Source organism: Lentzea sp. NPDC059081 (assembly GCF_042738015.1).
GTDB lineage: Bacteria > Actinomycetota > Actinomycetes > Mycobacteriales > Pseudonocardiaceae > Lentzea.
On the sequence record NZ_JBHYGW010000004.1, the window covers coordinates 325562 to 350382 of the forward strand.

General features: G+C 70.4%; 28 protein-coding genes. 16 read left to right on the forward strand and 12 right to left on the reverse strand.

Annotated features, from left to right (window positions below; translation table 11 throughout):
* Positions 1 to 52 precede the first annotated feature (52 nt).
* The 3 genes from ACFWV3_RS12000 to ACFWV3_RS12010 are packed head-to-tail and all read left to right on the forward strand — an operon-like array spanning position 53 to position 2744.
* Positions 53 to 1258: a serine hydrolase domain-containing protein gene (locus ACFWV3_RS12000; protein WP_382411061.1), complete on the forward strand. Its 1206-nt coding sequence runs from the start codon at positions 53 to 55 to the stop codon at positions 1256 to 1258.
* The gene (locus tag ACFWV3_RS12005; RefSeq protein ID WP_382411063.1) at positions 1255 to 2112 is read left to right on the forward strand and encodes a sensor histidine kinase; all 858 of its coding nucleotides are present in this window, start codon (positions 1255 to 1257) and stop codon (positions 2110 to 2112) included. Before ACFWV3_RS12000 ends, ACFWV3_RS12005 begins: the two co-directional genes overlap by 4 nt.
* On the forward strand, positions 2109 to 2744 hold the full coding sequence (locus ACFWV3_RS12010; protein WP_382411065.1) for a response regulator: 636 nt from the start codon (positions 2109 to 2111) through the stop codon (positions 2742 to 2744). Before ACFWV3_RS12005 ends, ACFWV3_RS12010 begins: the two co-directional genes overlap by 4 nt.
* A gap of 40 nt (positions 2745 to 2784) precedes the next feature.
* On the opposite strand, the gene ACFWV3_RS12015 is transcribed toward ACFWV3_RS12010, so the two are convergent.
* Positions 2785 to 4230, reverse strand: coding sequence for an aldehyde dehydrogenase family protein (locus tag ACFWV3_RS12015; RefSeq protein ID WP_382411067.1), 1446 nt, complete (start codon positions 4228 to 4230; stop codon positions 2785 to 2787).
* A gap of 29 nt (positions 4231 to 4259) precedes the next feature.
* Positions 4260 to 5021 carry an IclR family transcriptional regulator gene (locus tag ACFWV3_RS12020; RefSeq protein ID WP_382411069.1) on the reverse strand — a complete coding sequence of 254 codons (762 nt, stop codon included), beginning with the start codon at positions 5019 to 5021 and terminating at the stop codon, positions 4260 to 4262.
* Between the two features lie 34 nt (positions 5022 to 5055).
* On the opposite strand from ACFWV3_RS12020, the gene ACFWV3_RS12025 reads away from it, so the two are divergent.
* The 4 genes from ACFWV3_RS12025 to ACFWV3_RS12040 are packed head-to-tail and all read left to right on the forward strand — an operon-like array spanning position 5056 to position 7188.
* Entirely contained in the window at positions 5056 to 5790 is a 735-nt protein-coding gene (locus tag ACFWV3_RS12025) for an aminoglycoside phosphotransferase family protein (RefSeq protein ID WP_382411071.1), read from the forward strand.
* A gap of 24 nt (positions 5791 to 5814) precedes the next feature.
* Positions 5815 to 5967 carry a hypothetical protein gene (locus ACFWV3_RS12030; protein WP_382411073.1) on the forward strand — a complete coding sequence of 51 codons (153 nt, stop codon included), beginning with the start codon at positions 5815 to 5817 and terminating at the stop codon, positions 5965 to 5967.
* A gap of 32 nt (positions 5968 to 5999) precedes the next feature.
* Positions 6000 to 6173, forward strand: a complete 174-nt coding sequence (locus tag ACFWV3_RS12035) for a hypothetical protein (protein ID WP_382411075.1) — start codon at positions 6000 to 6002, stop codon at positions 6171 to 6173.
* A 22-nt stretch (positions 6174 to 6195) separates the two neighbouring features.
* Positions 6196 to 7188 carry a YdcF family protein gene (locus tag ACFWV3_RS12040; protein WP_382411077.1) on the forward strand — a complete coding sequence of 331 codons (993 nt, stop codon included), beginning with the start codon at positions 6196 to 6198 and terminating at the stop codon, positions 7186 to 7188.
* Positions 7189 to 7198: 10 nt separating this feature from the next.
* On the opposite strand, the gene ACFWV3_RS12045 is transcribed toward ACFWV3_RS12040, so the two are convergent.
* Genes ACFWV3_RS12045 through ACFWV3_RS12055 form a run of 3 tightly spaced genes read right to left on the reverse strand, consistent with a single transcriptional unit; the run spans position 7199 to position 8807 of the window.
* The gene (locus ACFWV3_RS12045) at positions 7199 to 7867 is read right to left on the reverse strand and encodes a glycosyltransferase family 2 protein (protein ID WP_382411079.1); all 669 of its coding nucleotides are present in this window, start codon (positions 7865 to 7867) and stop codon (positions 7199 to 7201) included.
* A 48-nt stretch (positions 7868 to 7915) separates the two neighbouring features.
* Positions 7916 to 8425, reverse strand: coding sequence for a DUF305 domain-containing protein (locus tag ACFWV3_RS12050; protein WP_382411081.1), 510 nt, complete (start codon positions 8423 to 8425; stop codon positions 7916 to 7918).
* Positions 8426 to 8474: 49 nt separating this feature from the next.
* Positions 8475 to 8807, reverse strand: a complete 333-nt coding sequence (locus ACFWV3_RS12055; RefSeq protein ID WP_382411084.1) for a hypothetical protein — start codon at positions 8805 to 8807, stop codon at positions 8475 to 8477.
* Positions 8808 to 8886: 79 nt separating this feature from the next.
* Between ACFWV3_RS12055 and ACFWV3_RS12060 the strand changes: the two genes are divergently transcribed.
* On the forward strand, positions 8887 to 9339 hold the full coding sequence (locus tag ACFWV3_RS12060) for a DUF4396 domain-containing protein (protein WP_382411086.1): 453 nt from the start codon (positions 8887 to 8889) through the stop codon (positions 9337 to 9339).
* A gap of 3 nt (positions 9340 to 9342) precedes the next feature.
* Here the strand turns inward: ACFWV3_RS12060 and ACFWV3_RS12065 are convergent, their stop codons facing one another.
* The gene (locus ACFWV3_RS12065) at positions 9343 to 9789 is read right to left on the reverse strand and encodes a hypothetical protein (protein WP_382411088.1); all 447 of its coding nucleotides are present in this window, start codon (positions 9787 to 9789) and stop codon (positions 9343 to 9345) included.
* Positions 9790 to 9964: 175 nt separating this feature from the next.
* Here ACFWV3_RS12065 and ACFWV3_RS12070 point away from each other — a divergent pair, with 175 nt between their 5' ends.
* The 6 genes from ACFWV3_RS12070 (at position 9965) to ACFWV3_RS12095 (ending at position 16630) form a co-directional block, all read left to right on the forward strand.
* Positions 9965 to 12232, forward strand: a complete 2268-nt coding sequence (locus ACFWV3_RS12070; protein WP_382411331.1) for a glycosyl hydrolase family 18 protein — start codon at positions 9965 to 9967, stop codon at positions 12230 to 12232.
* Positions 12233 to 12278: 46 nt separating this feature from the next.
* Positions 12279 to 12713, forward strand: coding sequence for a helix-turn-helix transcriptional regulator (locus tag ACFWV3_RS12075; RefSeq protein ID WP_382411090.1), 435 nt, complete (start codon positions 12279 to 12281; stop codon positions 12711 to 12713).
* Between the two features lie 10 nt (positions 12714 to 12723).
* On the forward strand, positions 12724 to 13146 hold the full coding sequence (locus tag ACFWV3_RS12080; RefSeq protein WP_382411092.1) for a VOC family protein: 423 nt from the start codon (positions 12724 to 12726) through the stop codon (positions 13144 to 13146).
* Positions 13147 to 14131: 985 nt separating this feature from the next.
* Complete coding sequence (locus ACFWV3_RS12085) at positions 14132 to 15304, forward strand: sensor histidine kinase (protein WP_382411094.1); 1173 nt, start codon at positions 14132 to 14134, stop codon at positions 15302 to 15304.
* A complete protein-coding gene (locus tag ACFWV3_RS12090) occupies positions 15301 to 15951 on the forward strand; it encodes a response regulator (RefSeq protein WP_382411096.1) in 651 nt (216 codons plus the stop codon). The genes ACFWV3_RS12085 and ACFWV3_RS12090 overlap by 4 nt, the downstream gene beginning before the upstream one ends.
* A gap of 133 nt (positions 15952 to 16084) precedes the next feature.
* Positions 16085 to 16630 (forward strand): hypothetical protein, encoded by a 546-nt coding sequence (locus ACFWV3_RS12095; RefSeq protein WP_382411098.1) that lies wholly within the window; start codon positions 16085 to 16087, stop codon positions 16628 to 16630.
* Here ACFWV3_RS12095 and ACFWV3_RS12100 read toward each other — a convergent pair.
* From ACFWV3_RS12100 to ACFWV3_RS12120, 5 genes are all read right to left on the reverse strand, one after another.
* Positions 16580 to 17428 (reverse strand): alpha/beta fold hydrolase, encoded by an 849-nt coding sequence (locus ACFWV3_RS12100; RefSeq protein ID WP_382411100.1) that lies wholly within the window; start codon positions 17426 to 17428, stop codon positions 16580 to 16582. The genes ACFWV3_RS12095 and ACFWV3_RS12100 overlap by 51 nt on opposite strands.
* Positions 17428 to 17994: a GNAT family N-acetyltransferase gene (locus tag ACFWV3_RS12105; RefSeq protein ID WP_382411102.1), complete on the reverse strand. Its 567-nt coding sequence runs from the start codon at positions 17992 to 17994 to the stop codon at positions 17428 to 17430. Before ACFWV3_RS12105 ends, ACFWV3_RS12100 begins: the two co-directional genes overlap by 1 nt.
* A 49-nt stretch (positions 17995 to 18043) precedes the next feature.
* Positions 18044 to 18934: a helix-turn-helix transcriptional regulator gene (locus ACFWV3_RS12110; RefSeq protein WP_382411104.1), complete on the reverse strand. Its 891-nt coding sequence runs from the start codon at positions 18932 to 18934 to the stop codon at positions 18044 to 18046.
* Positions 18935 to 19075: 141 nt separating this feature from the next.
* Entirely contained in the window at positions 19076 to 19879 is an 804-nt protein-coding gene (locus ACFWV3_RS12115) for an SDR family oxidoreductase (RefSeq protein WP_382411106.1), read from the reverse strand.
* Positions 19880 to 20790: 911 nt separating this feature from the next.
* Positions 20791 to 21702, reverse strand: coding sequence for an RNA polymerase subunit sigma-70 (locus tag ACFWV3_RS12120; RefSeq protein WP_382411108.1), 912 nt, complete (start codon positions 21700 to 21702; stop codon positions 20791 to 20793).
* Positions 21703 to 21757: 55 nt separating this feature from the next.
* Between ACFWV3_RS12120 and ACFWV3_RS12125 the strand changes: the two genes are divergently transcribed.
* Positions 21758 to 22348 (forward strand): maleylpyruvate isomerase family mycothiol-dependent enzyme, encoded by a 591-nt coding sequence (locus ACFWV3_RS12125; protein WP_382411110.1) that lies wholly within the window; start codon positions 21758 to 21760, stop codon positions 22346 to 22348.
* Here ACFWV3_RS12125 and ACFWV3_RS12130 read toward each other — a convergent pair.
* Positions 22341 to 22784, reverse strand: coding sequence for a MarR family winged helix-turn-helix transcriptional regulator (locus ACFWV3_RS12130; protein ID WP_382411112.1), 444 nt, complete (start codon positions 22782 to 22784; stop codon positions 22341 to 22343). The two genes, ACFWV3_RS12125 and ACFWV3_RS12130, sit on opposite strands and share 8 nt — an antisense overlap.
* Positions 22785 to 22838: 54 nt before the next feature.
* Between ACFWV3_RS12130 and ACFWV3_RS12135 the strand changes: the two genes are divergently transcribed.
* Positions 22839 to 24815 (forward strand): MMPL family transporter, encoded by a 1977-nt coding sequence (locus tag ACFWV3_RS12135; protein WP_382411114.1) that lies wholly within the window; start codon positions 22839 to 22841, stop codon positions 24813 to 24815.
* Positions 24816 to 24821 lie beyond the last annotated feature (6 nt).

Genomic DNA, 24821 nt, shown 5'->3' on the forward strand with positions numbered 1-24821 from the left:
TCCTGTCTTCCGGGTCGGGTTCACGGGCGTCGCGGTTCCTAGGTTTCCGGGCATGAACCTCGCAGCGCTCGCCCTCCTGGTTTCGTCCTTCATGGCCGGCTCCTCGTATCCCGGCGTCGCCGTCGCGATCACCCGAGGCGACGAGGTCGTCGCGGTGCAGGGCTTCGGGCACGACTCGGCCGGCGCGCCCATCACCGGGCACACCAAGATGGCGATCGCGTCGGTCAGCAAGTCGTTCACGGCACTGGCGGTCCGGCAGCTCGCGGACGCCGGCAAGATCGACCTGGACCGGCCCGTGTTCGACTCGCGCGTCACGCCGCGCCAGCTGCTCGCCCACAAGTCCGGTATCAGCGACCGCACGCTGCCGGAGAAGAGCCTGACGCAGCCGAACTCCCCGGCGGAGGCGGTGGACCGGGCCCGTGAGGCCTTGCGGTCCGCCGAGCCGGACGGGCAGTTCCGCTACACCAACACGAACTACCACCTGGCCGCGCGACTGGTGGAGATCGCGTCCGGGGAGTCGTTCGACGCCTACCTGGCGAAGCACGTCTTCCAGCCGCTCGGCATGACCGAGACCGTCGCGATCGACGTGACGCCACGGGATCTGCCAGCGGACTTCCGGCGCGGGTACGGCTACGCCTACGGGATCTCGGTGCCCCTGAACGAACCCGACCGGTTCGTCGCCGGGTCGGACGGGGTGGTCACCACCGCCGCGGACATGGCGAAGTGGCTCGCCGCGCAACCCTCGCTGGCGCCGCGGGACGGGATGGGCTGGCAGCAGGACTCCCAGGGACAGCTGCGGCACAGCGGGATCTGGTTCACCGCCACCGCGGGCCAGCTGCTCACGAAGTCCGGCTACGGCATCGCGGTCATGTCCACCAGCGGAGTCACGCTGGGCAACGAGGGCACGTACGCCTTGGAGAACGGCATCGCGGACGTCCTCGACGGTGAAACGCCGCCCGAGCCGTCGTCCTACCGGTTGCCGATCGATCTGGTGCTCGCCGCGTTGACGTTGCTGTCCATCGGGTTGTGCGTACGTGCGTTGCGACGACCGCGCCGGTTCCCCAGGGCGTGGCAGGTGCTGAGGTTCGTGCCGCTGGGCGTGCTGCTGGCGTTGCCGACGTTGCTCGGGCTGCTCTACGGCGGTGGGCGCGACATCACGTTCTTCCAGTTGGCGCACTATTCGCTGCCGCTTGTGGTGTGGTTGGGCGTGTCGAGCGTGATGAACATCAGCGTGGCGGTGGTCAGGTGGAGGCGTTGAGAGCAGGTGCGCTCGGGGCGTGCGTCGCCGCGGCCGTGGTCACCTCGTTCTTCATGGACCCCGGTGTTCCACCGTGGACGGCCGCGGTGTGCGTCCCGTTGTTCGCGGTCGCGTTCCTGCTGGGACGCCGGACCGCGTCACCGTGGCCGGCGCTGCTGTTCGCCGGCGGTGTCGCCGGTGGGCTGACCGGGGTCGTGCTGGTGGGGCTGGTGGTCGCGCTGCCGTGGTTCCTCGGGCGGGCCGCACACCAGCAGGCCGCGCTGGCCGCCGCCGGTGCCGAGGCCGCTCACCTGCGGGAACGTGCCCGGATCGCGCACGAGGTCCACGACACGCTGGGCCACGAGCTGAGCCTGCTCGCGCTGCAGGCGGGCGCGCTGGAGCTGACCCTGCCCGCCGAGCACCAGGCTGCCGCCGCCGCACTGCGCGGGACGGCCGCCGGTGCCACGGACCGCCTCGCCGACCTGGTGTTCCTGCTGCGCGACGGCGACCCGCCGCCGGTCTCGGGGCTGCACGAGCTGGTGGACCGCGCGGTGGCGGCCGGGTTGCGCGTCGAGTTCTCAGTGGACGGAGCCGTGCCGTCCACAGTGGAACCGACCGTGCGCCGGATCGTGCAGGAGGCGCTGACGAACGCCGCCAAGCACGCGCCGAAGTCCTTGCTGTCGTTGAAGGTGACGACGGCGGACGGCACGACGGTCGTGGAGGCGCACAACGACACCGGGTTCCGGCGGGGTCCGGGCAGCAGGCTGGGCCTGGTCGCGTTGCGCGAACGGGTGCGGCTCGCCGGCGGTACGCTGCGGACCAGCCGCGGCGGCGGCAGGTTCGAGCTGGTCGCCACGCTTCCGGGGGTGTCGTGATCCGCGTCCTGCTCGCCGACGACGAGGCGATGGTGCGCGCCGGCGTGCGGGCCATCCTCGGTTCGGACGCGGAGATCGAGGTCGTCGCCGAGGCCGCCGACGGCCGGGAGGCCGTGGACCTGGCGCTCAAGCACCGGCCGGACGTGGCCGTGCTCGACATCCGGATGCCCCGCCTCGACGGCCTCGGAGCCGCGCGGGAGCTGGCCCGGCTGGGGTTCGGCGTCGCGATGCTGACGACGTTCAACGACGACGGCTACCTGGAGCAGGCGCTCGACGGCGGCGCCCGCGGGTTCCTGCTGAAGTCGGGCGACCCGCGGGAGCTGATCGCGGGCGTGCACGCGGTGGCCTCCGGCGGCGCCTACCTCGCGCCCAAGGTCGCCGCGCGGATGATCACCCGGTTCCGGTCGGGACGGGTGAGCGACGCCCGGTCGCGCGTGGCGGCGTTGACCGCGCGGGAACGGGACGTGCTCGCGTTGCTGGGGGAGGGGCTGTCGAACGCGCGGATCGCCCGGCGCCTCGACCTCGTGGAGGGCACGGTGAAGGGGCACGTGAGCGCCATCCTGACCCGGCTCGGAGCGGAGAACCGGGTGCAGGCGGCGATCGTCGCGCACGAGGCGGGACTGGTGGGCTAGTGGCGGGCCAGGGCGGCTTCTTCGTCCAGCCGCGCTCGTCTCAGAACGGGAAGTGGCCGTGCTCGCTCGCGATCGTGACCCAGCGCGTCGCCGAGAACGCCTCGACGCCCCACCGGCCGCCGAACCGCCCGTAGCCGCTGGCCTTCACCCCGCCGAACGGCGCCTGCGGCTCGTCGTCCACCGTCTGGTTGCCGACGTGCACGATGCCGGTCTGGATCCGCCGCGCCAGCCCGAACCCGCGCTGCGAGTCCTCGGTCATGATGCCCGCGGTGAGGCCGTGCTCGGTGTCGTTCGCGATGGCCACGGCCTCGTCGTCGTCCGCGACGGGCACGACGACCACGGCCGGGCCGAAGATCTCCTCCCGGAAGATCCGCATCGACGGCGACACGTTGTCCAGCACGGTCGCGGTGCCGTCGTTGCCCGTCCGGACGCGGGCTCCGTTCTCGACGGCCTCCGCGACGAGGTTGGCGACGCGGTCGGCGGAGCGCTGGTTGATGACCGGGCCGATGACGGTGCCGGGGTCGGCCGGGTCGCCGTGCGGCAGCGAGCCGACCTTGGCGACGAGCTTCGCGGTGAACTCCTCGGCCACCGACTCGTGCACCAGGACGCGGTCGACCGACATGCAGATCTGGCCCGCGTTGTGGAACGAGCCGAACGTGGCCGCGTCGACCGAGTGGTCGAGGTCGGCGTCGTCGAGGACCAGCAGCGAGTTCTTGCCGCCGAGCTCCAGCACGGCGGGCTTGAGGTGCTGCGCGGCCAGCGTCCCGACGATCCGGCCGACCTCGGTGGAGCCGGTGAAGTTCACGGCCCGCACGCGCGAGTCGGTGATCAGTGCCTTCGCGACCTCGGCGGCGTCCTCGGGGGCGTTGGTGACGACGTTGAGCACGCCCGCCGGCAGGCCCGCCTCGTGCAGCACCCCGGCGATGAACAGCCCGGCCGCGATCGGCGCGTCCTCGCTGGGCTTGAGCACCACGGTGTTGCCGGCGGCCAGCGGCGCGGCGACGGCCCGCGTGCTCAGGATGACCGGGGCGTTCCACGGCGCGAACGCCGCGACGACGCCGAGCGGCTCGCGGAGGGCGAGCGACAGCTGACCGGGCGTGTCCGTCGTCAGCACCTCGCCGACCGGCTGGCTGACCGCGGCGGCGGCCTCGCGCAGGATGTTCGACGCCAGCACCACGTTGAACCCCGCCCAGCCGCCCACGCCGCCCACCTCGGCGGCCATGAGCGCCACGACCTCCGCCGTGCGGGTCTCCAGCAGGTCGGCGGCCTTCAGCAGGATCTTGCGCCGCGCGGACGGCGGGGTGGCCGCCCAGCCGGCGAAGGCCTCCTGGGCCGCGTCGACGGCTCGGGTGACGTCCTCGACGCTCCCCGCGGCGACGACGGCGTGGACCTCGCCCGTGAACGGGTTGAGGTCGTCGGTGGTACGGCCTTCCAGCGCCGGAACGCTTTCGCCGCCGATGAAGAGCTGACGCGTTTCGCTTGCCACGGTTGAAGATTCAACAGGCAAGGGGGCGATCATCCAAGCTTTTCTTCCGGTGGGTGGAAACCGGGCTCCAGCGTCCGGCTGATCCCGTGGGCCGCCACCTGCAGTGCCGACACCAGCCGCGCCCGCACGGTGCGCAGGTCCGGCACCACGATGCCCAGCGCCGCGACGACGTGACCGTCCACTTCGACCGGTACCGCGACGCTGCACGCGCCGAGCGTCATCTCCTCGAACGTCTGCGCGTAGCCGTCCCGCCGGATGCGGTGCAGCTGCGCGCGCATCCGCCCCGGTTCGGTGACCGTGAACGCCGTGAGCCGCGTCAGTCCGTGCGTGAGCACCTCCTCCTGCACCTCCGCGGGCGCGTGCGCGAGCAGCACCTTCCCGACACCGGTCGAGTGCAACGGCAACCGGCTTCCGGTCGTGCTCACGATCGGCACCGACGCGTGCCCCGACACCCGGTCGAGGTACAGGACCTCCGCGCCCTCCCGCACGGCCAGGTGCACCACGGCCCGCGTCGCGGCGTGCAGGTCGTGCAGGAACGGCTCCGCGACCCGGCTGAGGTCCACCTCGCCCGCCGCGAGCAGCCCGAGCCGCCAGATCCGCCGGCCGATCACGTACTCGCCGGTCTCCAGCCGCCGCACCGCGCCCCACTGCTCCAGCTCGGCCAGCAGCCGGTGCGCCGTGCTGACCGGGAGCCCGCCGCGCCGCGCGATGCCGCTGAGCGTCTGGCGGCGGTGGCGGGCGTCGAAGGTGCCGAGCAGCGACAGCAGCTTGGAGGACACGGAGGCGGCCATCCGCGAATTCTGCCTCTCGGGTGACACTGTGCGCGTGACGTACCTGGGTGAGGGCTGGGACAGCACGGCCGTCCTGGTCGACGGGTGGGTGGAACGACGGCCACGCCGCGAGGAGATCGGGCCGCAGCTCCTGCGCGAGGCGGTCGTGATGCCGTGGCTCGCGCCCCGTCTGCCGTTGCCCGTCCCGGTGCCGGAGGTCGTGTCGTCCTCACCCGTGGTGGTCCGGCACGCGTTCGTACCCGGTGCCGAGGTCGCCGACCTGACCGCGCCGATGGGCCGGCAGCTGGGGGAGTTCCTGCTCGCGCTGCACGCGTCCTCTGTGGACGAGGCCGCCCTGCTTGGCGTGGGACCCCTGGTGCTGCCGGTCGAGCGCTTCCGGGCGGAGGTGCGCGTGCCGGGCGGGGAGGAGCTGCTGGCCCGGCTCGGCGACCTGCCCGCGGACACGGTCGTGCACGGCGACCTCGGACCTGAGCACGTCCTGGGCCACGACGGCGCACTGACCGGGGTGATCGACTTCGGCGACCTGCACATCGGGGACGCGGCCATCGACCTCGCCTGGACGCTGCACGCCACGCCGCCCGAGTTCGCCGCCGCGCTCGCCGACACCTACGGCGTCACGGACGAGCTGCGGGAGAGGGCGTTGATCTGGCACAAGCTCGGCCCGTGGCACGAGGTCCTGCACGGCAACGACATCGGTGACACGCGAGTCGCCGAAATTGGTCTGGCTGGAGTAAAGGAGAGGTTGCGGACCGGGGTATCCCCGACCTGACAAGCCCACCGTCAGGAGGACGAGATGCCCTGGGTCCGCCGGCACCGCCGCAGCGCGCCGTACAGCTTCTTCCGGACCACCACGGTCCGCAGCCACTACCGCAGGCCCGCGGGATCCACCTGGGTCCTCGTGGCCATCGCGATCGCCGTGATCGTGCTGCTCATCGCCATCTTCTGAGGTGACCCTCTGCTGGGGGTAACCTCGCGGGCATGGGACAGTTGGGCGAGTTGTTCCCGGGGCCGAAGGTCCGTCGCGAGGCGACGGACGCCGGCACCGGCGAGGACTACGAGGAGACCGGGCCTCTCGACCTCACGACGGGCGCGGTGCGGCTCAGGCCGCGCCCGAAGCCCGTTCCGGAACAGGAGCCCGAGAGCACCGGGTGATCACCGGTACTACTCTTGCGCGGTGCTCGCCGCGCTGCTGTTCCTCATCCCCGCCGCCTTCTTCGTGCTCGGGATGGTGCGCGACCGGCGCAGGCTGAGCAACGCGATCTGGCTCGGCATCGCCCTCGTGATGCTGTTGCTGCTGCTCGCGGACGTCGGGCAGGACAACCCGGTGCTCAGCCTGCCGCTCGCGTTCGCGTTCCTCCTGGCCGTCGTCGGCCTGCTGCTGCTCCCGCTCGCCCTGCTGGCCAACGGCATGGTCATGGTCCGCAGGGAGGGCCGGTCGCTGGGCAACCTGCTGTCGTTGCTCGCGGGCCTCGCCCTGCTGGGAGAGATGGCGTACTTCGCCTGGGGCATCAGCCAGCCCAACGACTGGATCCGCGGCAGCGCCATCGGCCTGTTCCTGGTCTCGGCCTACATCGCGTTCCTGTTCGTGAGCCTGCTGCTGTACTCGGTGATCTACGGCCGCACCGGCCGCCGCAGCGGGTTCGACGGAATCATCGTGCTCGGCGCGGGCCTCATCGGCTCCCGCGTGCCCAAGCTGCTGGCGAACCGCCTCGACCGCGCCATGCGGCTCTACCACCGCGAACGCGCCGCGGGCCGGACACCGGTCATCGTCGTGACGGGCGGTCAGGGCGCGGACGAGGAGGTGTCCGAGGCGTTCGCGATGCGCGAGTATCTGGTCGAGCGCGGCATCCCGGACGACGAGATCGTGATGGAGGACCAGGCGACCACGACCGACGAGAACCTCCTGTACAGCAAGGCGTTGCTGGCCGAACGCGGCCACACCGGCCGGGTCGTCGCCGTCACGAACAACTACCACGTGTTCCGCACCGCCGTGCTCTCGCGCAACCACGGCCTGCGGCTGCAGGTCATCGGCGCGCCCACGGCCTGGTACTTCGTGCCGAGCGCGTTCCTGCGGGAGTTCGTGGCGCTGCTGGTGCGCAACCCCGTCGTGCACGGCCTGGCGTGCCTGCTGCTGATGGCGGGCGGTCTGGTGCTGACCCAGATCTGACTGTTCCCGTCTAACTGTCTGCGGGAAAGATCCAGGACGGCCTGCCCCACTTCGCGATGAACGTCTGAGCGTCCACTTCGGTCTGCGCGTGGAGGACGGGACTGCCGTACGTGGAGTCGTTGCTGTACAGGTGTTCCACGGTTACGCCACCAACGCGGACGGTGCCGCCGAGCGCCTGCGCCCGCCACTCCAGGTCGTCGTCGCCATACCACCAGCGGAACCGCTCGTCGGCACGCAGCCCCGACTGCCCGTCGACCACGAACGCGTAGCCCGTCATGCGGTGGGGTTTGAGGACCGGGCCCTGCTCGGTGTTGTGCCAGGTCTCGTTGTCCCCTGACCGGTCGGGGTAGGCGATGGAGGCGCCGTACTCGTCGAGCGCGGCGGTCATCTCGTCGAGGAAACCCCGCGGCAGCACCAGGTCGTCGTTCAGGACGGCCACCGCGTACTTCTCGCCGCCCGCCCGGTCGTGCGCCCAGTCGAGGCCGAGGTTCCACAGCCGGTAGATGTTCGGCGGCTGCTCCTCGTCGCGGAGCACGCAGGCCTCGACGTCCGAGACGGGCGGGGTGCTCGCGTTGTCGACGACCAGGACGCGCTCGGGCGGGAGGCCGAGGGTCGCGAGGGTCTGCCGCAGCTCGGCCGGGCGGTCGTGGGTGGGGATGACCGCGAAGGTGAGCGTCATGATCGCCATGATGGCACGGGGGCCGGGGAGGTCCCGGCCCCCGCGGTCTCACAGGGTCCTCAGCAGGTCCTCCATCTCGGTGATCTCCTGCTGCTGACCGTCGGCGACGGCCCTGGCGAGCTTCCGGGCGTCCTCGTCCTGACCCTGGTCGAGCTCGGTCCTCGCCATCGCGACGGCGCCTTCGTGATGCTTGATCATCAGGTCGAGCCACCTGCGGTCGAACTCGGCGCCGCTCGAGTTCTCCAGTCCGGCCATGTCGTCGTGGCCCGTCATTCCGGCCATGTCGTGGCCTTCATGCTTCGTGCCGGCGCCCCACTCGGCGAGCCACTCGTTCATCCGCGCGATCTCCGGCTTCTGAGCCTTCTCGACGCGGTCGGCGAGCGCGCGCACCTTGTCGTTGCTGCTGCGCGACGGCACCAGTTCCGCCATGTCCAGCGCCTGCTCGTGGTGCGGGACCATGCTCTGCGCGAACGTCACGTCCGCGTCGTTGTGCGTGGAACCACCGCAGGCGCTCAAAACGAGCATGCCGACGGCAGCCCCGATGAGGGACTTCTTCAAGGGGTTTCTCTCTCCGCGTGTGTGGACAGTGCTGAATGGACTGAGGAACTCAGTTCCGCAGCACGCAGAGAGTCGTGAGAAGTGGTCTGCCACCCGGTGGCGGACGCTGGGGTGTGCGCAGCGGCGCCTCGGTCGTGGCCACCGCGTCCCGGGGGAGCGCCGTCCGGACGAGGAACCGGACCGTGAGCGCGACGGCGGCCGCGACCAGCACCGCGAGGCACAGGTGCAGCAGGTCGTGGTCGTGCGGCGGCACGGGTTCCTGCTGGTGGGTGACCGCGTGCCCGGTGTGCGGGGTTTCCGCGGTCGCCACGTGGTGCATCCCCGCGACGGCGAGGACGAGCGCGCCCAGCAGCACCCACTGGGTGAGCCGGCGCCTCGTCACGGGACAAACCCTACGGGGGTATCTGTTGCCGTCAATACCCCCTAGGGGTACCTTCGGGTGGGCCTTGAAGGAGGACGAGATGGACCACGCACCCGTGAGCCTCACCCGGCAGGCGATCTCCGCGACGCTGCACTGCCTCACCGGCTGCGCGATCGGCGAGGTGCTCGGCATGGTCGTCGGCACGGCGCTGGGCTGGCACAACCTCGCCACGGTCGTGCTGTCCGTGGTGCTCGCGTTCGTGTTCGGCTACTCGCTGACGATCCGCCCGGTGCTGCGCTCCGGTCTCGCGTTCAAGGCGGCCATCGGGGTCGCGCTGGCCGCCGACACCGTGTCGATCGCCGTGATGGAGGTCGTCGACAACGCCGTGATGCTGCTCGTGCCCGGCGCCATGGAGACCGGCCTGGCGACCTGGTTGTTCTGGGTGTCGTTGGTGTTCTCGCTGGCGATCGCGTTCGTCGTGACGGTGCCGGTGAACCGGTGGATGATCGCGCGTGGCCGCGGGCACGCCGTGGTCCACCAGCACCACCACTGAGCGCTACGCGCGGGTGAAGCGCATGACCCAGTTCGTCTCCCAGGTCTCGCCACCGTCGTAGGAGAAGGCCTGCTGCCACACGGGTTCGTCGCCCGCGGTCCAGTCGAACCGGAGCCTCACCGCGTGCCCGCCGACCACGTCGTCGCCGAAGAAGACGCCGTGCCCGTCGTCGAACCGGCCCTCGAGCGGCGGGTCGAGCCTGCCGGGGGCGCGGCTCGACGCCCACCAGATCCGCCACACGTCGTCGGCGGGGTCGTACTGCCGCAGGGTGAAGCCCTCCCAGTCCGCGGCGCGGATGCTGTCGACGTTCGCGCCGCCGCCGAGCACCGGCCGTGCCTCCGACTCCGACTCGAACTCGACCCACTCGGTGCCGCGTCCGGGGATGTCGTCGATCTTGCGGTTGGCCACGTGCCACCGGCCGTGGAAGAAGTCGAAATCGTTCTCGCTCATGGAAACGGACGCTAAACCGATTCACTGACAACGTATGACAGTGATCGGGTGTTGACGCAAAGGTCTGGACCATTTTACGGTTCCCGGCAGTGGCCGCCGCCCTAGCCAGGAGGTCCTTCCCTTGCGACTGCTCACGAGAGTGGTCCCGGTACTAGCCCTGCTAGCCGGGACCCTGATTGCGGTGACGAACGCGCCCACCGCAGCCGCTGCCCACGAGGACTGCCGGCCGGACGGGCTCTACAAGACGCCGGGCGTCGAGTCGCCCTACTGCACGGTCTACGACACCGCCGGACGCGAGAACCTCGGTGCCGACAAGTCCCGCCGCGTCATCGGGTACTTCACCAGCTGGCGCACCGGCAAGAACGGCCAGCCCGGCTACCTCGCCAAGGACATCCCCTGGAACAAGGTCACGCACCTCAACTACGCGTTCGCGCACATCGACGGCCAGAACAAGATCTCCGTCGGTGACAACAGCGCCACGAACTCGTCGATCGGCATGGAGTGGCCCGGTGTCGCCGGCGCCGAGATGGACCCGTCCGTGCCCTACAAGGGCCACTTCAACCAGCTGACGAAGTTCAAGAAGCAGTACCCGGACGTCAAGACGCTGATCTCGATCGGCGGCTGGGCCGAGACCGGCGGCTTCTTCAACGCCGACGGCACCCGCAACGCCTCCGGCGGCTTCTACAAGCTCGGCCAGAACCAGGCCGCGATCGACACGTTCGCCGACTCCGTCGTCACCTTCCTGCGCCAGTACGGCTTCAACGGCGCCGACATCGACTACGAGTACGCGACGTCCAACAACCACGCCGGCAACCCCGACGACTTCTGGATCTCCAACGCCAACCGCGGCACGCTGTGGACCGGCTACCAGGCGATCATGAAGACGCTGCGCGAGAAGCTCGACCGCGCCGGCGCCGCCGACGGCAAGCACTACCTGCTGACCGCCGCCGTCCCCGCGTCCGGCTGGCTGCTGCGCGGCCAGGAGTCGTACCAGGTCGTCAAGTACCTCGACTACCTCAACGTCATGAGCTACGACCTGCACGGCTCGTGGAACCACTTCGTCGGCCCGAACGCCGCGCTCTACGACGACGGCAAGGACGGCGAGCTCTCGGCCGGTGGCGTGTACACGGCGCCGCAGTACGAGGGCATGGGCTATCTCAACACCGACTGGGCGTACCACTACTACCGCGGCGCCATGCAGGCCGGACGCATCAACATCGGCGTGCCGTTCTACTCGCGCGGCTGGCAGGGCGTCACCGGCGGCACGAACGGCCTCTGGGGCAAGGCAGCTCTGCCGAACCAGTCGCAGTGCCCGCCCGGCACCGGTTCCGCGGTCGGCTCGACCACCCCGTGCGGCAACGGCGCGGCCGGCATCGACAACCTGTGGCACGACGTCACCGCCGGTGGCGCCGAGGTCCCGTCCGGCGTGAACCCGTTGTGGCACACGAAGAACCTCGAAGCCAAGATCACCGGCTCCTACGGCGCCCAGTACGGCCTCGACCCGGCCAACGACCCGACCGACCGCCTCACCGGCACCTACACGCCGTACTACGACTCGACGCTGAAGTCGCCGTGGCTGTGGAACGACGACAAGAAGGTGTTCCTCTCCACCGAGACCGAGCAGTCCATCGCCGAGAAGGCGAAGTACGTGCGCGACAAGGGGCTCGGCGGCATCATGATCTGGGAGCTCGCCGGCGACTACCGCTTCGACTCCGCCAAGAACGAGTACTTCATGGGCGACACGCTGCTGTCGACCATCAACTCGGGCCTGAACGGCGCCGCTCCCTACGGCGCTTCGAAGGCTTCCGCGCAGCAGACCCAGTCGCTGGCGGTCGACGTGGACGTCTACGGCTTCGCATTGGGCGACAACAACTACCCGATCACGCCGAAGATCAAGTTCACCAACCGCTCCTCGGTGACGATCCCCGGCAGCACGAAGATCACGTTCGACTACGGCACCAGCGCCCCCGGCAGCATGGCCGACCAGTCCGGCTTCGGACTCCGGATCACGTCGAAGGGCCACAGCGGCGCCAACGTCGGCGGCCTGCGCGGCGACTTCCAGAAGGCGGAGCTCACCCTCCCGTCGTGGCAGTCGCTCGCACCGGGCGCGTCGATCGAGCTGACCGTGAGCTACCAGCTGCCGATCGCCACGCCGTCGAACTTCGTGTTCACCTTCGGCGGCCAGTCCTACGCGATCACCGCCGACTACCCGCGCATCGGCGGCGGCACCACGCCGACCTCGACGACGACCACCACGACCACCACGACCACGACGACTGCCCCGGTGTGTTCGCTGCCGGCGTGGGAGAGCTCGAAGGTCTACACGGGAGGCAACGAGGTGTCGCACAAGGGCCGCAAGTGGAAGGCCCAGTGGTGGACGCAGAACGAGGAGCCCGGCACCACCGGTGAGTGGGGCGTCTGGCGCGACCAGGGCGCCTGCTGAGTTCTCCGTCAGCGATCTGTCAGGCGCGGGCCTTAGGCTGTCTCTCGTGACCGCCCCAGACCCGCGCCTGCAGGAGCTCGTCCTGCTCCGCAAGGTCCGCGACCGGATCGACCGCGAGTACCGCGAGCCCCTGGACGTGGCCGCCCTGGCCCGCGGCGTCCACCTGTCCGCCGGCCACCTGTCCCGAGCCTTCCGCGCCGCCTTCGGCGAGTCCCCGTACAGCTACCTGATGACCCGCCGCATCGAACGCGCCATGACGCTGCTCCGACGAGGCGACCTGTCCGTGACCGACGTGTGCTTCGAGGTCGGCTGCACCTCGCTCGGCACCTTCAGCACCCGCTTCTCCGAACTGGTCGGCATGTCGCCCAGCCAGTACCGCAAGGCCGCCTCGCTGGACGGCCAGGGCATCCCGAACTGCATGGCCAAGGCCGTGATGAGGCCGATCAGGAATCGAGAAGCGGCACCCGGCCACTCCGATTAGGTTGACCGCCATGTCAGTCATCATCGCCGCGGCCTTCCTCCCCGCAGACGACCCCGAGAAGTCCCTCGGCTTCTTCCGCGACGCCCTCGGCTTCGAGGTCCGCCAGGACGTGGGCCAGGGCACCATGCGCTGGATCACCGTCGGCCCGCCCGACCAGCCGGACACGGGCATCGTCCTGCACCCCCCGGCCGCCGACCCCGGTGTGAGCGACGAGGAACGCCGCACGATCGCCGTGCTGATGGCGAAGGGCGTCTACACCGCGTTGTCGCTCGCCACGAAGGACCTGCAGGGCACGTTCGACCGGGCGCGATCCTGGGTGGAGTCGACCGGGTTCGGTGAGGTGCTGCAGGAGCCGGAGGACCAGCCTTGGGGGGTGCGGGACTGCGCGTTCCGGGATCCGGCCGGGAATCTGGTTCGTGTGAACCAGCTCTGATTTTTCGTTTTCGGGTTCTCCTGGTTTCTTGATCGCGAGTTGTCCACAGGCTGGTTTGGTGTTGACCTGCGGTTATCTGGATTCCGGTAGCCTGTGGACAGAGCGGGAACCAAAAACGGGGTTCGCGCGTTGCGTCAGGAGGAATCGCGCGGGGGAGCAGTGGGGGTCGCGCTGGGCAGATGGCTCGGTAGCTTTTTCGGGGTTCGTCCGGGGCGGCTTTTGGGGCTCGTTCGGGGTGGTTTGGTTGGCAGCCGAGCGTCCGGGTTGGCCGTTTCGGCGGCTTGAGGCCCGCGTGGCTTGGACGCTTCAGCCGCCTGCTGGCTCTGCCCACGCGAAGCCGTCAGTCACTTGCTCTGGCTGCCACGCGAAGCAGTCAGCCGCTTGCTCTGGCCGTCCACGCGAAGCAGCCGGCCGCCTGCCTCGGTTGCTCACCCAGGACACCACGGCCGCCCCTCGTCCACGGAGACTCCGGTGGCCTTTCCGGGCCGCTCATCCTGAATGGTTCGCCCGCGCCTCCGCCGCGCCCCGCGTCATTCGCCCACCGCGCCCCGCCCTGCCGCGCCCCGCCCTGCCACGCCCTGCTCTGCCACGCCACGCCACGCCATGCCACGCGTCGCTCGCCCTGCCGCGCCCCGCGTCGCTCGCCCACCGCGCCCCCGCCGCGCGTCGCGTCGCTGGCTGGCCGTGCCCCGGCCGCCGCGCTGCGCCCCGCCCCGCCCGCCGCGCGCTGCGCGTCGCCACTGCGCAAACCCCGGTTGGCCACCTCCCGAGACTCGCGGCTGGCTGCTCCGCGTGAGCGGCCGGCACCCAGCCCCCACCTCCCGCAGCCCGGACGCGAGCCACCCCACCACCTCGGGCTGAGTTGATCACGGCGCACACCGCCGCCAGGTACCGTGACCGCGTGCAGGAGCCCGTGTGGAACGAGTGGCGGCGGCCCGGCCCCACAGCCGCCCAGCGGCGGCGGGACGTCGTCGTCGCCGGCATCGTGCTGCTGTGCGCGGTCGAGATCACCGTGCTGATCAACAGCATGGGCGCCTTCACCTTCGGGCGGGCGCCCAGCCTGCGCGAGCAGCTCGCCTGGGTGCTGGCGCTGGCGGTGCCGCTCGTCGTGCGCCGGCGGTATCCGGTGGCCGTCATGATCGTGGTCTCGGTGCTGTTCATCGGCGCGCAGTGGCGGCAGACCGGCGACAACCTCGTGCCGTCCGGTGTCCTGTTCCTCGCGATCTTCACCGTCGGCGCGTGGGAGCAGAACCGCGTCCGGGCGCGCTGGTCCCGGATCGGGGTGATCGTCTGGATGTTCCTGTGGCTCGGGTTCCACCTCGTGCGCGCGATCATCGGGCCCGAGGTGCAGTTCAAGAACGCCGCGGGGCCCATGGACCCGATGCTCGCCAACGTCCTTTACGGACTCGAGTTCAACATCTTCTTCTTCCTCTTCGCCTACGTGGTGGGCGAGATGGCGTGGACGGCGGCGCGGCGGCAGGCGCAGCTCGAGTTCAAGGCCGAGGAGTTGCGGCGTTCGCAGGAGCAGAACACGAGGGGCGCTATCGCGGCTGAGCGCATGCGCATCGCGCGGGATTTGCACGACGTGGTGGCGCACCATGTGTCGGTGATGGGCATCCAGGCCGGTGCGGCGCGGCGTGTTCTCGACTCCGATGCCGGCATGGCGCGCGATGCGTTGCAGACGGTTGAGCAGACGGCGCGGACGGCGATCAACGAGTTGCGTGGGTTGCTCGGGGTGCTCCGGGCTGATGCCGAGACCGACTCCAGGGCTGCTCCTGGGCTCGATGACTTGCCTGAGTTGCTCGACAACGCGCGCGCTGCCGGGTTGGAGGTGTCGCACGGCGTCTACGGGTCGCCACGTGACGTGCCGTCGGCGGTTGCGTTGTCTGCTTATCGGGTCGTGCAGGAAGCACTCACGAACGTCGTCAAACACGCCGATGCGCGGCATGTGGACGTGCGGATGCGTTTCCTGGACAGCGCGTTGGAGGTCGAAGTCGCCGACGACGGGCGTGGGCACTCGGCGTCCAACGGTTCTGGATTTGGGCTTGTCGGTATGCGCGAACGTCTGGCCGTGCACGGTGGTTCGCTGGAGGCGGGGCCACGGCGTGATGCGGGCTATCTGGTCCGTGCGTCGTTGCCGACGGAGGAGAGTGCGTGAGTCTGCGAGTCGTGCTGGCCGACGACCAGGACCTGGTCCGCGCCGGCTTCCGGGTCATCCTCGGCACGGAGCCGGGCATCGAGGTCGTCGGTGAGGCGGGCGACGGTGCCGAAGCCGTCGACCTGGTCGCGTCGCTGCGGCCGGACGTCGTGCTGATGGACGTGCAGATGCCGCGGATGGACGGCCTCGAAGCCACGCGGCGGATCCTTTCCGCAGGTCACGGCACGCGCGTGGTCATCCTGACGACGTTCGACCGCGAGGACTACCTGTTCGAGGCGTTGCAGGCGGGGGCGAGCGGGTTCCTGCTGAAGAACGCCTCGCCCGAGGACCTCGTCGAGTCGGTGCGAGTGGTCGCACGAGGCGACGCGCTGCTATCGCCCGAGGTGACGCGGCGGGTGATCGCGCGGTTCAGCACGGCCGGTGCGCGGGAACGCACGCGGCCGCCCGAGCTCACCGACCGCGAGTTCGAGGTGCTGGTGGAGCTGGCGAAAGGCGCGTCCAACGCGGAGATCGCCGCCGCGTTGTACCTAGGGGAAACCACGGTGAAGACGCACGTCTCGCGTGTGTTGGCGAAGCTTGGGTTGCGCGATCGCACACACGCCGTGGTGTTCGCGTACGAGCAAGGGATCGTCACGCCCGGAGGGTGACTCCCCACGCAATCCGCCTGAGCAATCCACCTACGCAATCTGACGTACGCGAGATCAGAACGTGAGCGGATGATGCGCGCGCTCGTGGTCGCGAGAGTAGGACGCGACACCACGAGAGAAGGAGCGCAACGCGATGACTACCACCCGCAAGCTCAGCGGCCGTGCCCGCAAGGCCGTCCTGCTCGTGCACGTCCTGTCGGCGGCGGCGTGGCTCGGCATCGACCTGGCGCTGGGCATCCTGGTCGTCGTCGCACTGTCCACTTCGGACGTCAACACCGCCGGTGTGGCGATCCAGGCGGTCGACATCTTCGCGATCTGGCCGATGTTCGGCGCCAGCGTCATCTGCATGATCTCCGGTGTCGTGCTCGGCGTCGGGAGCAAGTACGGGCTCGTGAGGTACTGGTGGGTCGCGGTCAAGCTGGTGGTGAACGTCGGCATGTCGCTGCTGATCGTGTTCGCGCTGCGGCCGGGCATGGCCGAGGCGGCGCGGATCGGCGAGCGGATGACGGCGGGAGATCCGGCCGCGGTGCTCCCCGGCAACCTGATGGGGCCGGTCGTCGTCGCGCCGACGCTGCTGCTGGTCGCCTACGTCCTCTCGGTGTTCAAGCCGTGGGGCCGGATCCGCAGGTCAGCGAAGCCAGTCCAGCGTCAGCGCCGCGACCTCGTCGGGGCGGTCTAGCTGCAGGAAGTGCCCGGCGCCCGCCACGACCTCGACCCGCGAACCGGCGGCGAGGCCCGTGGCGGCGTCGGCGTACTTGTCGGGCGTGATGCACCCGTCGTCGGCACCCGCGAGCACCAGCATCGGCACCTCCGCCGGCTTCTCGGACACCTGCCCGAGCTCGGCGAGCGCCGGGTCGTGCAGCGACCGGTCGAAGTTCGCCCGGTACAGCTTCAGCGCGTTGGCCCTGATCGCCGGATCCGCGTACATCTCCCGCACGTGCGCGGGCACCTCGAGCCCTGGCGACCACGTGCGCCACAGGTAGCCGATCAACGTGTCGTTCAGCAGCGCCTCGCCCACACCCGGCACCTGGAACAGGAACAGGTAGAAGAACCGTTGCTGCTGCGCGGGATCGTCGAAGATCGTGCGCAACGCGGCCGGCGGCGGCACGGACGCCGTGACGACCCGCCGCACGAGGTCCGGCCTGATCGCCGCGAGCCGCCCGGCCACACCCGCGCCGATGTCGTGCCCGAACACGTCGACCGGCTCGTCCGACAGCGCCGCGTTCACCGCCGCGGCATCGGCGGCGAGGGTGAGGCCGTCGCCGAACGGCAGCTGGTCCACAGTGGACGGATGGTGCCCGCGCAGGAACGGCGCGACGACCCGGCGGCCGGCGGCGACGAGGCGTTCGGCGAGCGGCCCGAACGATGCCGGGTGGTCGGGGAAACCGTGCCAGCACACGATGATCGGCCCGTCGCCCGCGGCCAGTGCGGGGAAGTCGAGCCGCTCGGTCCGGATGACGATCTCGTCGAAGTCCATCAGAAGTCCACCCTCATCACGAAACGCCGCTTGGTCGGGTGCGTGACCTCCGTGAACCCTGCCTCCTCGAACACCTGCCGGGCGCCGACGTGCATCTCGCCCCACGTGACGTTCTGGCCCGGTGCGGCGAGCATCGGGTACGCCTCCACAGCGCGCGCACCGTTCTTGCGCGCATGCTCCACGGTGGCGACGGCCAGCTCGTAGGTAAGGCCCTGGCGGCGAAAACCCTTGCGCACCACGAAGCACGTCACGGACCACACGCCGTCGTCGTGCCTGTCCTCGGTGCGGCCCTTCCAGGGAATGGGCATCGTGAGCAGCTTGGCGTAGTGGGTGCGCGGCTCGACCGCCACCCAGCCCGCCGGCTCGTCGTCCACGTAGGCGACCAGGCCGCTGCCCCGCGCGGACTGCTCCTCGTGCGCGGCGTAGCGCTGGTCCTGCGTCGAGTCGCGCCAGATCCAGCCCTCGACCTTGTACCGCTGGCAGTGGCACTTGCCGGGCTCGGAGCCGTCGAAGATCGCCTCGACGTCCTCCCAGGGCACCTCGTCCGACGGCACGATCCGGATCATGCGGCTCAGCCTAGCCAAGCCGAGATCCGCTGGCCGGGCTTTCCGGGCGTCAGCCGGGTGCCTGGATTCCGGTCGCCGGCGTCTCCTGGGCCGCCGCCCACGACGCGAGCAGGGCCAGACCGTCCGCGGTGGGCGTGCCGGCGGGCGCGGTGTAGACGGTGAGGAGCAGACCGGCGTCGGCCGTCAGTTCCATGGCCTCGACGTCCAGGTCGAGCCGGCCCACCACGGGGTGGTGCAGGCGTTTGCGTCCTGACCGGTGGAGCCGGACGTCCTGGGACGCCCACCGCTGCCGGAACAGCTCGCTGTTCGTCGCCAGCTCACCGACCAGGGCGATCAGCTCCTCGTCGTGCGGGTCGCGCCCGGCCTCCATGCGCAGTTTCGCGGCCACGTCCCGGACGATCCGGTCGTAGTCGACGAAGAACGCTTTCGCCGCGTCCTCGTCCAGATACACGAACCGGGCGGTGTTCGGCGGCCGTCGCGGGTCGGCCAGCACCGGTGAGTACAGCGCGCGGGCGAGATGGTTCGTCGCCAGGACGTCGTAACGGCCGTTGCAGATCCAGGCCGGCGCGTCGGTGATGGCATCGAGCACCTGCTGGAGCGCCGGACGCACCGTCGCCGCGGGTCGCCGGCGGCGCGGACCGCCGGGCGACCGGGACTGGCGCGCGAGGTGGAACAGGTGGTCGCGCTCGGCCTCGTCGAGCTGCAGGGCGGAGGCCACCGCGTCGAGCACCCCGTCGGACGCGCCGGTCAGGCTGCCGCGCTCCATGCGCACGTAGTAGTCGACCGACACGCCCGCCAGCAGAGCCACCTCTTCGCGGCGCAGGCCCTTGACCCGGCGGTTGCCGCCGTACGCGGGCAGCCCGGCCCGCTCGGGCGTGAGCCGCGCGCGACGCGAGCTCAGGAACTCCTTGATCTCGGTGCGCAGATCGATCTCGACCACTCCTCCACCGTAGGCGCCGGTCGCGGATCGAGGGAGGTCCTGCTGGTACCCCTGCTGCTCGCCGGTGTTGTTTCGGCCTCGTTCGCGGTCGGGTCGTCCGGCCGGGGTTCTCGCTGGTAGAGCTCGGGTGACCGTGCGTTCCTAGGTCCCCGACGCGGTCGTGGCGATGCCGCCGTCGACGGGGATGACGGCGCCGGTGAGGTAGGCACCGGCCCGGCTGGCGAGGAAGACGGCGGTGCCGGCCATGTCGTCGTCGCGGCCGAGCCGGCGCAGCGGTGCCTTCGCGGCGATCTTGTCGCCGACGGCCTCGAGCGTGGACGCCATCATGTGCGACGGGAACGGGCCCGGCGCCACCGCGTTCACCGTGACGTGCTGCGGCCCCAGCTCCCTGGCGAGCACCCTGGTGAGCTGGTGGAGCGCCGCCTTGCTGGCCGCGTAGGAGTAGTTGGGTGAGTCGGCCACGTGGATGGCGGCGATGCTGCCGATGTTGACCACGCGCGCGGGGTCGTCGGCGGTGCCGGCCTCGCGCAGTGCCGGGAGCAGCGCCTGCACCAGCCAGAACGGCGACTTGAGGTTGATGTCGACCACCTCGTCCCAGGCCCCGGCCGGGAACGTCTCCAACGGCTCGCGCCACATCGCGCCCGCGTTGTTGACGAGGATGTCCAGACGCCCCGAGTCGGCCACGACGAGATCCGCGAGGCGCCGGCACTCGTCGATTTCGGACAGGTCGGCGGGGATCGCGCGCACGTCGCCGAACTCGGACAGCGCGCGCTCGGCCTCCGCGCACGCGTCGGTGTTGCGCGAGCTGACGACGACGCGGGCGCCTGCCTGGAGGAGGCCGCGCGCGATCATCATCCCGATGCCCCTGGTGCCGCCGGTGACGAGTGCGTGTTTTCCGGTCAGGTCGAAGAGGCCGGCGTGGGTGGTGAAACTGGTGTCCGCCATGGGTGGGTTGTTCCTTCTGCGGTGGAGGCGTGTGCTGGCACGGGCGCGCTTCGGTTGCGGCGCAACGGGTCGAGCCGAGGGCGCGGCTCACCGGGTGACGCCGCGGCTGCGGCTCGACGGGCAGGCCGAAACTGCGGCTCAACGGGTCAGGCCGCGTTTGCGGCTCGACGGGCGACGCCGCGGCGCGTTTCCGTGGGATTCGTCGGGATTGGTCGGCGCCTTGTCGAGAGTGTGTGGAACCGGGTTCTCGGTGGGCGTGGTGCGTGCCTTCCGCGGATCCGTCGTGTGTCCTCGGTGCGGCTGGGAACCGACTTGGCAAGAGTGGCAGGCGTTTCGGGCGGCTGGGAGATCCTGGTGGTACAGGTACTGGGGGATCCCCTTTGCGAGGCGTGTGCCTGGCGCCGCCGCACCGCGTGGGCCCAGCGCCGCACCGCGTGGGCCCAGTGCGGCCTGGGCGTGTGCCTGGCACGCCGGATCACGCTGCCGGAGTCGCCACCTGCGCGCCCGCACGGTCAGGTGCTCGACCTGTCCGGAATCGCGGAGTGCACCGTCAGGGTGCTCGGCGTGTATCGGGGCTCGGCGTCGTCGCGAATCGGCCCGTCGCGACGGGCCGGCTCCGCGACATCCCGGCCCGCGTTCCGAGCAGCTCCGACCCCCGGCCCACATCCCGACGGACTGCCCAGCCGGTCTCTCCACAGCCCCACAGCCCCGGCCGAACCCGAGCGATCCGGCCCCCGCGTTTCCTTGCCTTGCGGAACGAAGAAATCGCGATTTCGGTTCCCCGTCTGTCCACAGGTTACCGAAAACGAAGAACCCGCAGGTCAGCGATCCGCAACCCTGTGGACAACTTGAGATCTTGAAATCCGACACAGTGGAAATCCCGAGCGACCGGCCGCACCGCTCGGACAGGCTCACCGCCGAACGGCAGGGGCCCCGAACAACGGCAGCAGCGCCGGAACGTCCAGGAACGTGGTCACCCCCGTCACCAGCCCGTCACGCGTGTCGATCAACACCAGGGCGAACGGATCCGCCAGACCCGGCCGCATCTGCCAGTAGGCGGGCGAGGCGTTGGCGGCGACCGGCACCAGCCACGCGCCGGCGCAGGACGCCGCGGGGTCGCGGAGAGCGACCGAAATGGCGGGACGGCCGCGCAGCCACCAGGCGAAAGGAGGCATGGACGTCGTCGCGTCCTCGTGCAGCAGCGACACGAGAGTCTCCACGTCGTGCCGGTCGAACGCCTCGCAGTAGCGGGTCAGCAGTGATGTCTGCACCGGGTCCGACGGGTCCAGCGGTGTGCCGGGGTCGGCGACGTCCAGGGTGGCGCGGGCTCGTTGCAGGGCGCTGTTCACCGCGGCCACCGAGACGGACAGCAGTGCGGCCACCTCGGAAGCCTGCCACGCCAGCACGTCTCGCAGGATCAGCACGGCGCGTTGGCGTGGTGGCAGGAGTTGCAGGGCGGCCAGGAAGGCGAGGCGGACGGACTCGCGCAGCACGGCTCTGTCCTCGGGCAGCACCAGGGCGTCGGGGGCGGGGTGCACGAAGACGCGTTCGTGCAGAGGTGTGCCTATCTCGCCGCCGGACGGGCCCAGGTCCACGGCCAGGGCTCGGCGTTGGGTGCTGCGCAGCATGTCGATGCAGATGTTCGTGGCGATGCGGTAGAGCCAGGTGCGCAGCGAGGCGCGGGAGGCGTCGAACGACGAGTACGACTTCCAGGCGCGCACCAGTGTTTCCTGCGCGGCGTCCTCGGCCTCGAAGCCGGAGCCGAGCATGCGGTAGCAGTAGCCGGTCAGCTCCACCCTGAACGGCTCCAGCGCCTCGATCACGCCGACGACCCTACGCGGGCCGATGAGTTTTCGCGGGCCGCTCCGTACACAGGGCATGACGGACATCCGCGCGGCGATCGAAGCCGAACGACGAGACCAAGCAGAACTGCTCGAAAGCCTCACGCCGCACCAGTGGGACGCGCCCAGCCTGTGTGCGGGGTGGACGGTCAAGCACGTCGTCGCCCACACGACGCTGCCGTTCCACTCCAAGGGCACACGGGTGGTGCTGGAGATGCTGCGGTCGGCCGGCCGGTTCAACCACGCCTCCGACCGCATGGCGCGCAAGGACGCCAAGGCACTGTCCACCGGCGACCTCGTACAGATCCTCAAGGCCAACGCCGACCACCCGTGGACACCACCCGGCGGCGGCGCGGTGGGGGCGTTGTCGCACGACGTCATCCACGGGCTCGACATCACCGTCGCGCTCGGACTGGACCGCCGGGTGCCGCACGACCGCCTGAAGCTGGTGTTCGACGGCATGACGCCCGGCGCGGTCAAGTACTTCGGCGCCGACCTCGCGGGCAAGCGGCTCGAAGCCACGGACCTGGACTGGACGTTCGGGGAGGGCACGCCGGTCCGCGGGCTCGCCCAGGACCTGCTGCTCCTCGTCTGCGGCCGCGAACTGCCACCGCACCGGCTCAGCTGACCGACGACCGCACCTGCGCCGTCGCCTCGATCGTCGCGACCAGGAACCGGGCGACGACCTGGCGTTCCTCCGCGCTCATCCGGCCCCAGGCCTGGGCATAACCGCGTGCCAGCGGGGCGAAGAACTCCGCAGCCAGCACCTGGGCGTCGGTGAGCACGCGCAGCTCGACGCGGCGCCGGTCCTCGGGATCGCGTTCGCGGACCACGTGGCCGGCCCTCTCCAGGCGGTCCAGTACGGACGTCGTGGCGGACGCGCTGAGGTTCAGGGCCTTGGCGAGCGAGCCCGGCGTCATCGGTGTGGTCATGATCAGGTTCAGCGCTGTCATGTCGGTCGGGTGCAGTGCGTGCGCCGCGCTGAAGATCTCCAGGAACCGGTTCGACTCCATCACCAACCCGCGCAGCAACATGCTCAGGTCGTAGTCGGTTGCGTCGCTCACGATGCCAGCATACAGTTCGGCCATCGAAAGATTCGACGATCGAAGGAATCACTGATGCGTGTGCTTGCCGGGGTCCTGCTCGTCGTCTGGTTGGCCCTGGGCGGCTTCACCGGGCCGTACGCGGGCAAGCTGTCCGAGGTCGCCGAGAACGACAGCAGCGCGTTCCTGCCCAACTCCGCCGAGTCCACCCAGGTCGCCGAGCTGCAGAAGAAGTTCCAGCGCGAGAACGCCATCCCGGCGATCATCGTCGTCGAACGGCAGGGCGGGCTGACCGACGAGGACAAGAAGTACCTGGCCGGCGAGGTCGAGGGCTTCCAGGCGTCCCCGGTCATCCCCGCGCCGAACGACAACCAGGCCGCGCAGGTCGTCGTCCTGCTCGACCCGGCGAAGGACGTCAAGGACTCCGTCTTCGAGCTCCGCGACGGCACCAGGGGCGCCCCGCAGGGCCTGACCGTGCTGGTCACGGGTCCGGCGGCGCAGGTCGCCGACCTCGTCGAGGCGTTCGGCGGGATCGACGGGCTGCTGCTGATCGTCGCGGGCGCGGTCGTCGCCCTGATCCTGCTCGTGGTCTACCGGAGCCCGCTGCTGCCGGTCGTGGTGCTGGTGTCCGCGGTGTTCGCGCTCGGCCTCGCCAGCTTCGTCGTCTACCTGCTCGCGAAGAACGACGTGCTGGCGCTCAACGGCCAAAGCCAGGGCATCCTCTCGATCCTCGTGTTCGGCGCGGCGACCGACTACGCGTTGCTGCTCGTATCCCGGTTCCGCGAGGAGCTGCGCGACACGCAGGACCGGTTCGCCGCCATCCGCACGGCCTGGCGCGGCACCGTCGAACCCATCGCGGCGTCCGCCGGCACCGTCATCCTCGGTGTGCTGTGCCTGCTGTTCAGCGACCTCGACTCCAACAAGGGACTCGGGCCCGTCGCGGCCATCGGCATCGGCGCCGCCCTGCTCACCACCATGACGTTCCTGCCCGCCACACTGGCGCTGCTGGGACGCGGCGCGTTCTGGCCGTTCTCGCCGAAGTTCGGCTCCCCGCACCCGGAGACCAAGGGGCTCTGGGGCCGGGTCGCGACGTTCGTGCGCAACCAGCCCCGCAAGATCTGGGTCGTCACGACGCTCGTGCTGCTCGTCGGCGCCGCGTTCCTGCCGCAGCTCAAGGCGTCCGGCACCGCGCAGTCCGACGTGTTCCTCACCGAGGTCGAGTCCGTCGCCGGCCAGGAGGTGCTGTCCCGGCACTTCCCCGGCGGCACCGGGTCGCCGACCGTCATCATCGCCGCCGAGGGCAGGACCGCCGAGGTGCTCGAGAAGTCCAAGGTGGACGGTGTCGCGGACGTGCGGCCCAGCGGCACCGCCGAAGGACTGGTGCGGATCGAGGCGACGCTGAAGGACGCGCCCGACTCCGACGCCGCCGTCGCGACGGTCGAGCGCCTGCGTGCGGCGGTGGACGGCATCGACGGCACGAAGGTCGGCGGGCAGACGGCGACGCTGCTCGACACCAGGACCACGTCCGAGCACGACCGGTTGCTGATCATCCCGATCGTGCTGGTCGTGATCTTCCTCGTGCTCGCGCTGCTGCTGCGGTCGTTGCTGGCGCCGTTGCTGCTGATCGCGACCGTGGTGCTGTCGTTCGCGGCCACCATGGGCGTGTCGGCGCTGGTGTTCAACCACGTCTTCGACTTCCCCGGCGCGGACCCGGTGGTGCCGCTGTTCGGGTTCGTCTTCCTGGTGGCACTGGGCATCGACTACAACATCTTCCTGATGACCCGGGTCCGCGAGGAGACCCGTGAGCTGGGCACGGTCGACGGCACCATCCGCGGGCTCAGCCTCACCGGTGGCGTGATCACGTCGGCCGGCGTGGTGCTGGCGGCGACGTTCGCGGCGCTCGCGGTGCTGCCGATCCTGTTCCTCACCCAGATCGCGTTCATCGTGGCGTTCGGCGTGCTGCTGGACACGCTGCTGGTGCGGTCGTTGCTCGTGCCGGCGCTGTCGGTCGACATCGGCGGCCGGATCTGGTGGCCCTCGAAGCTGCGGTGAGCGAGG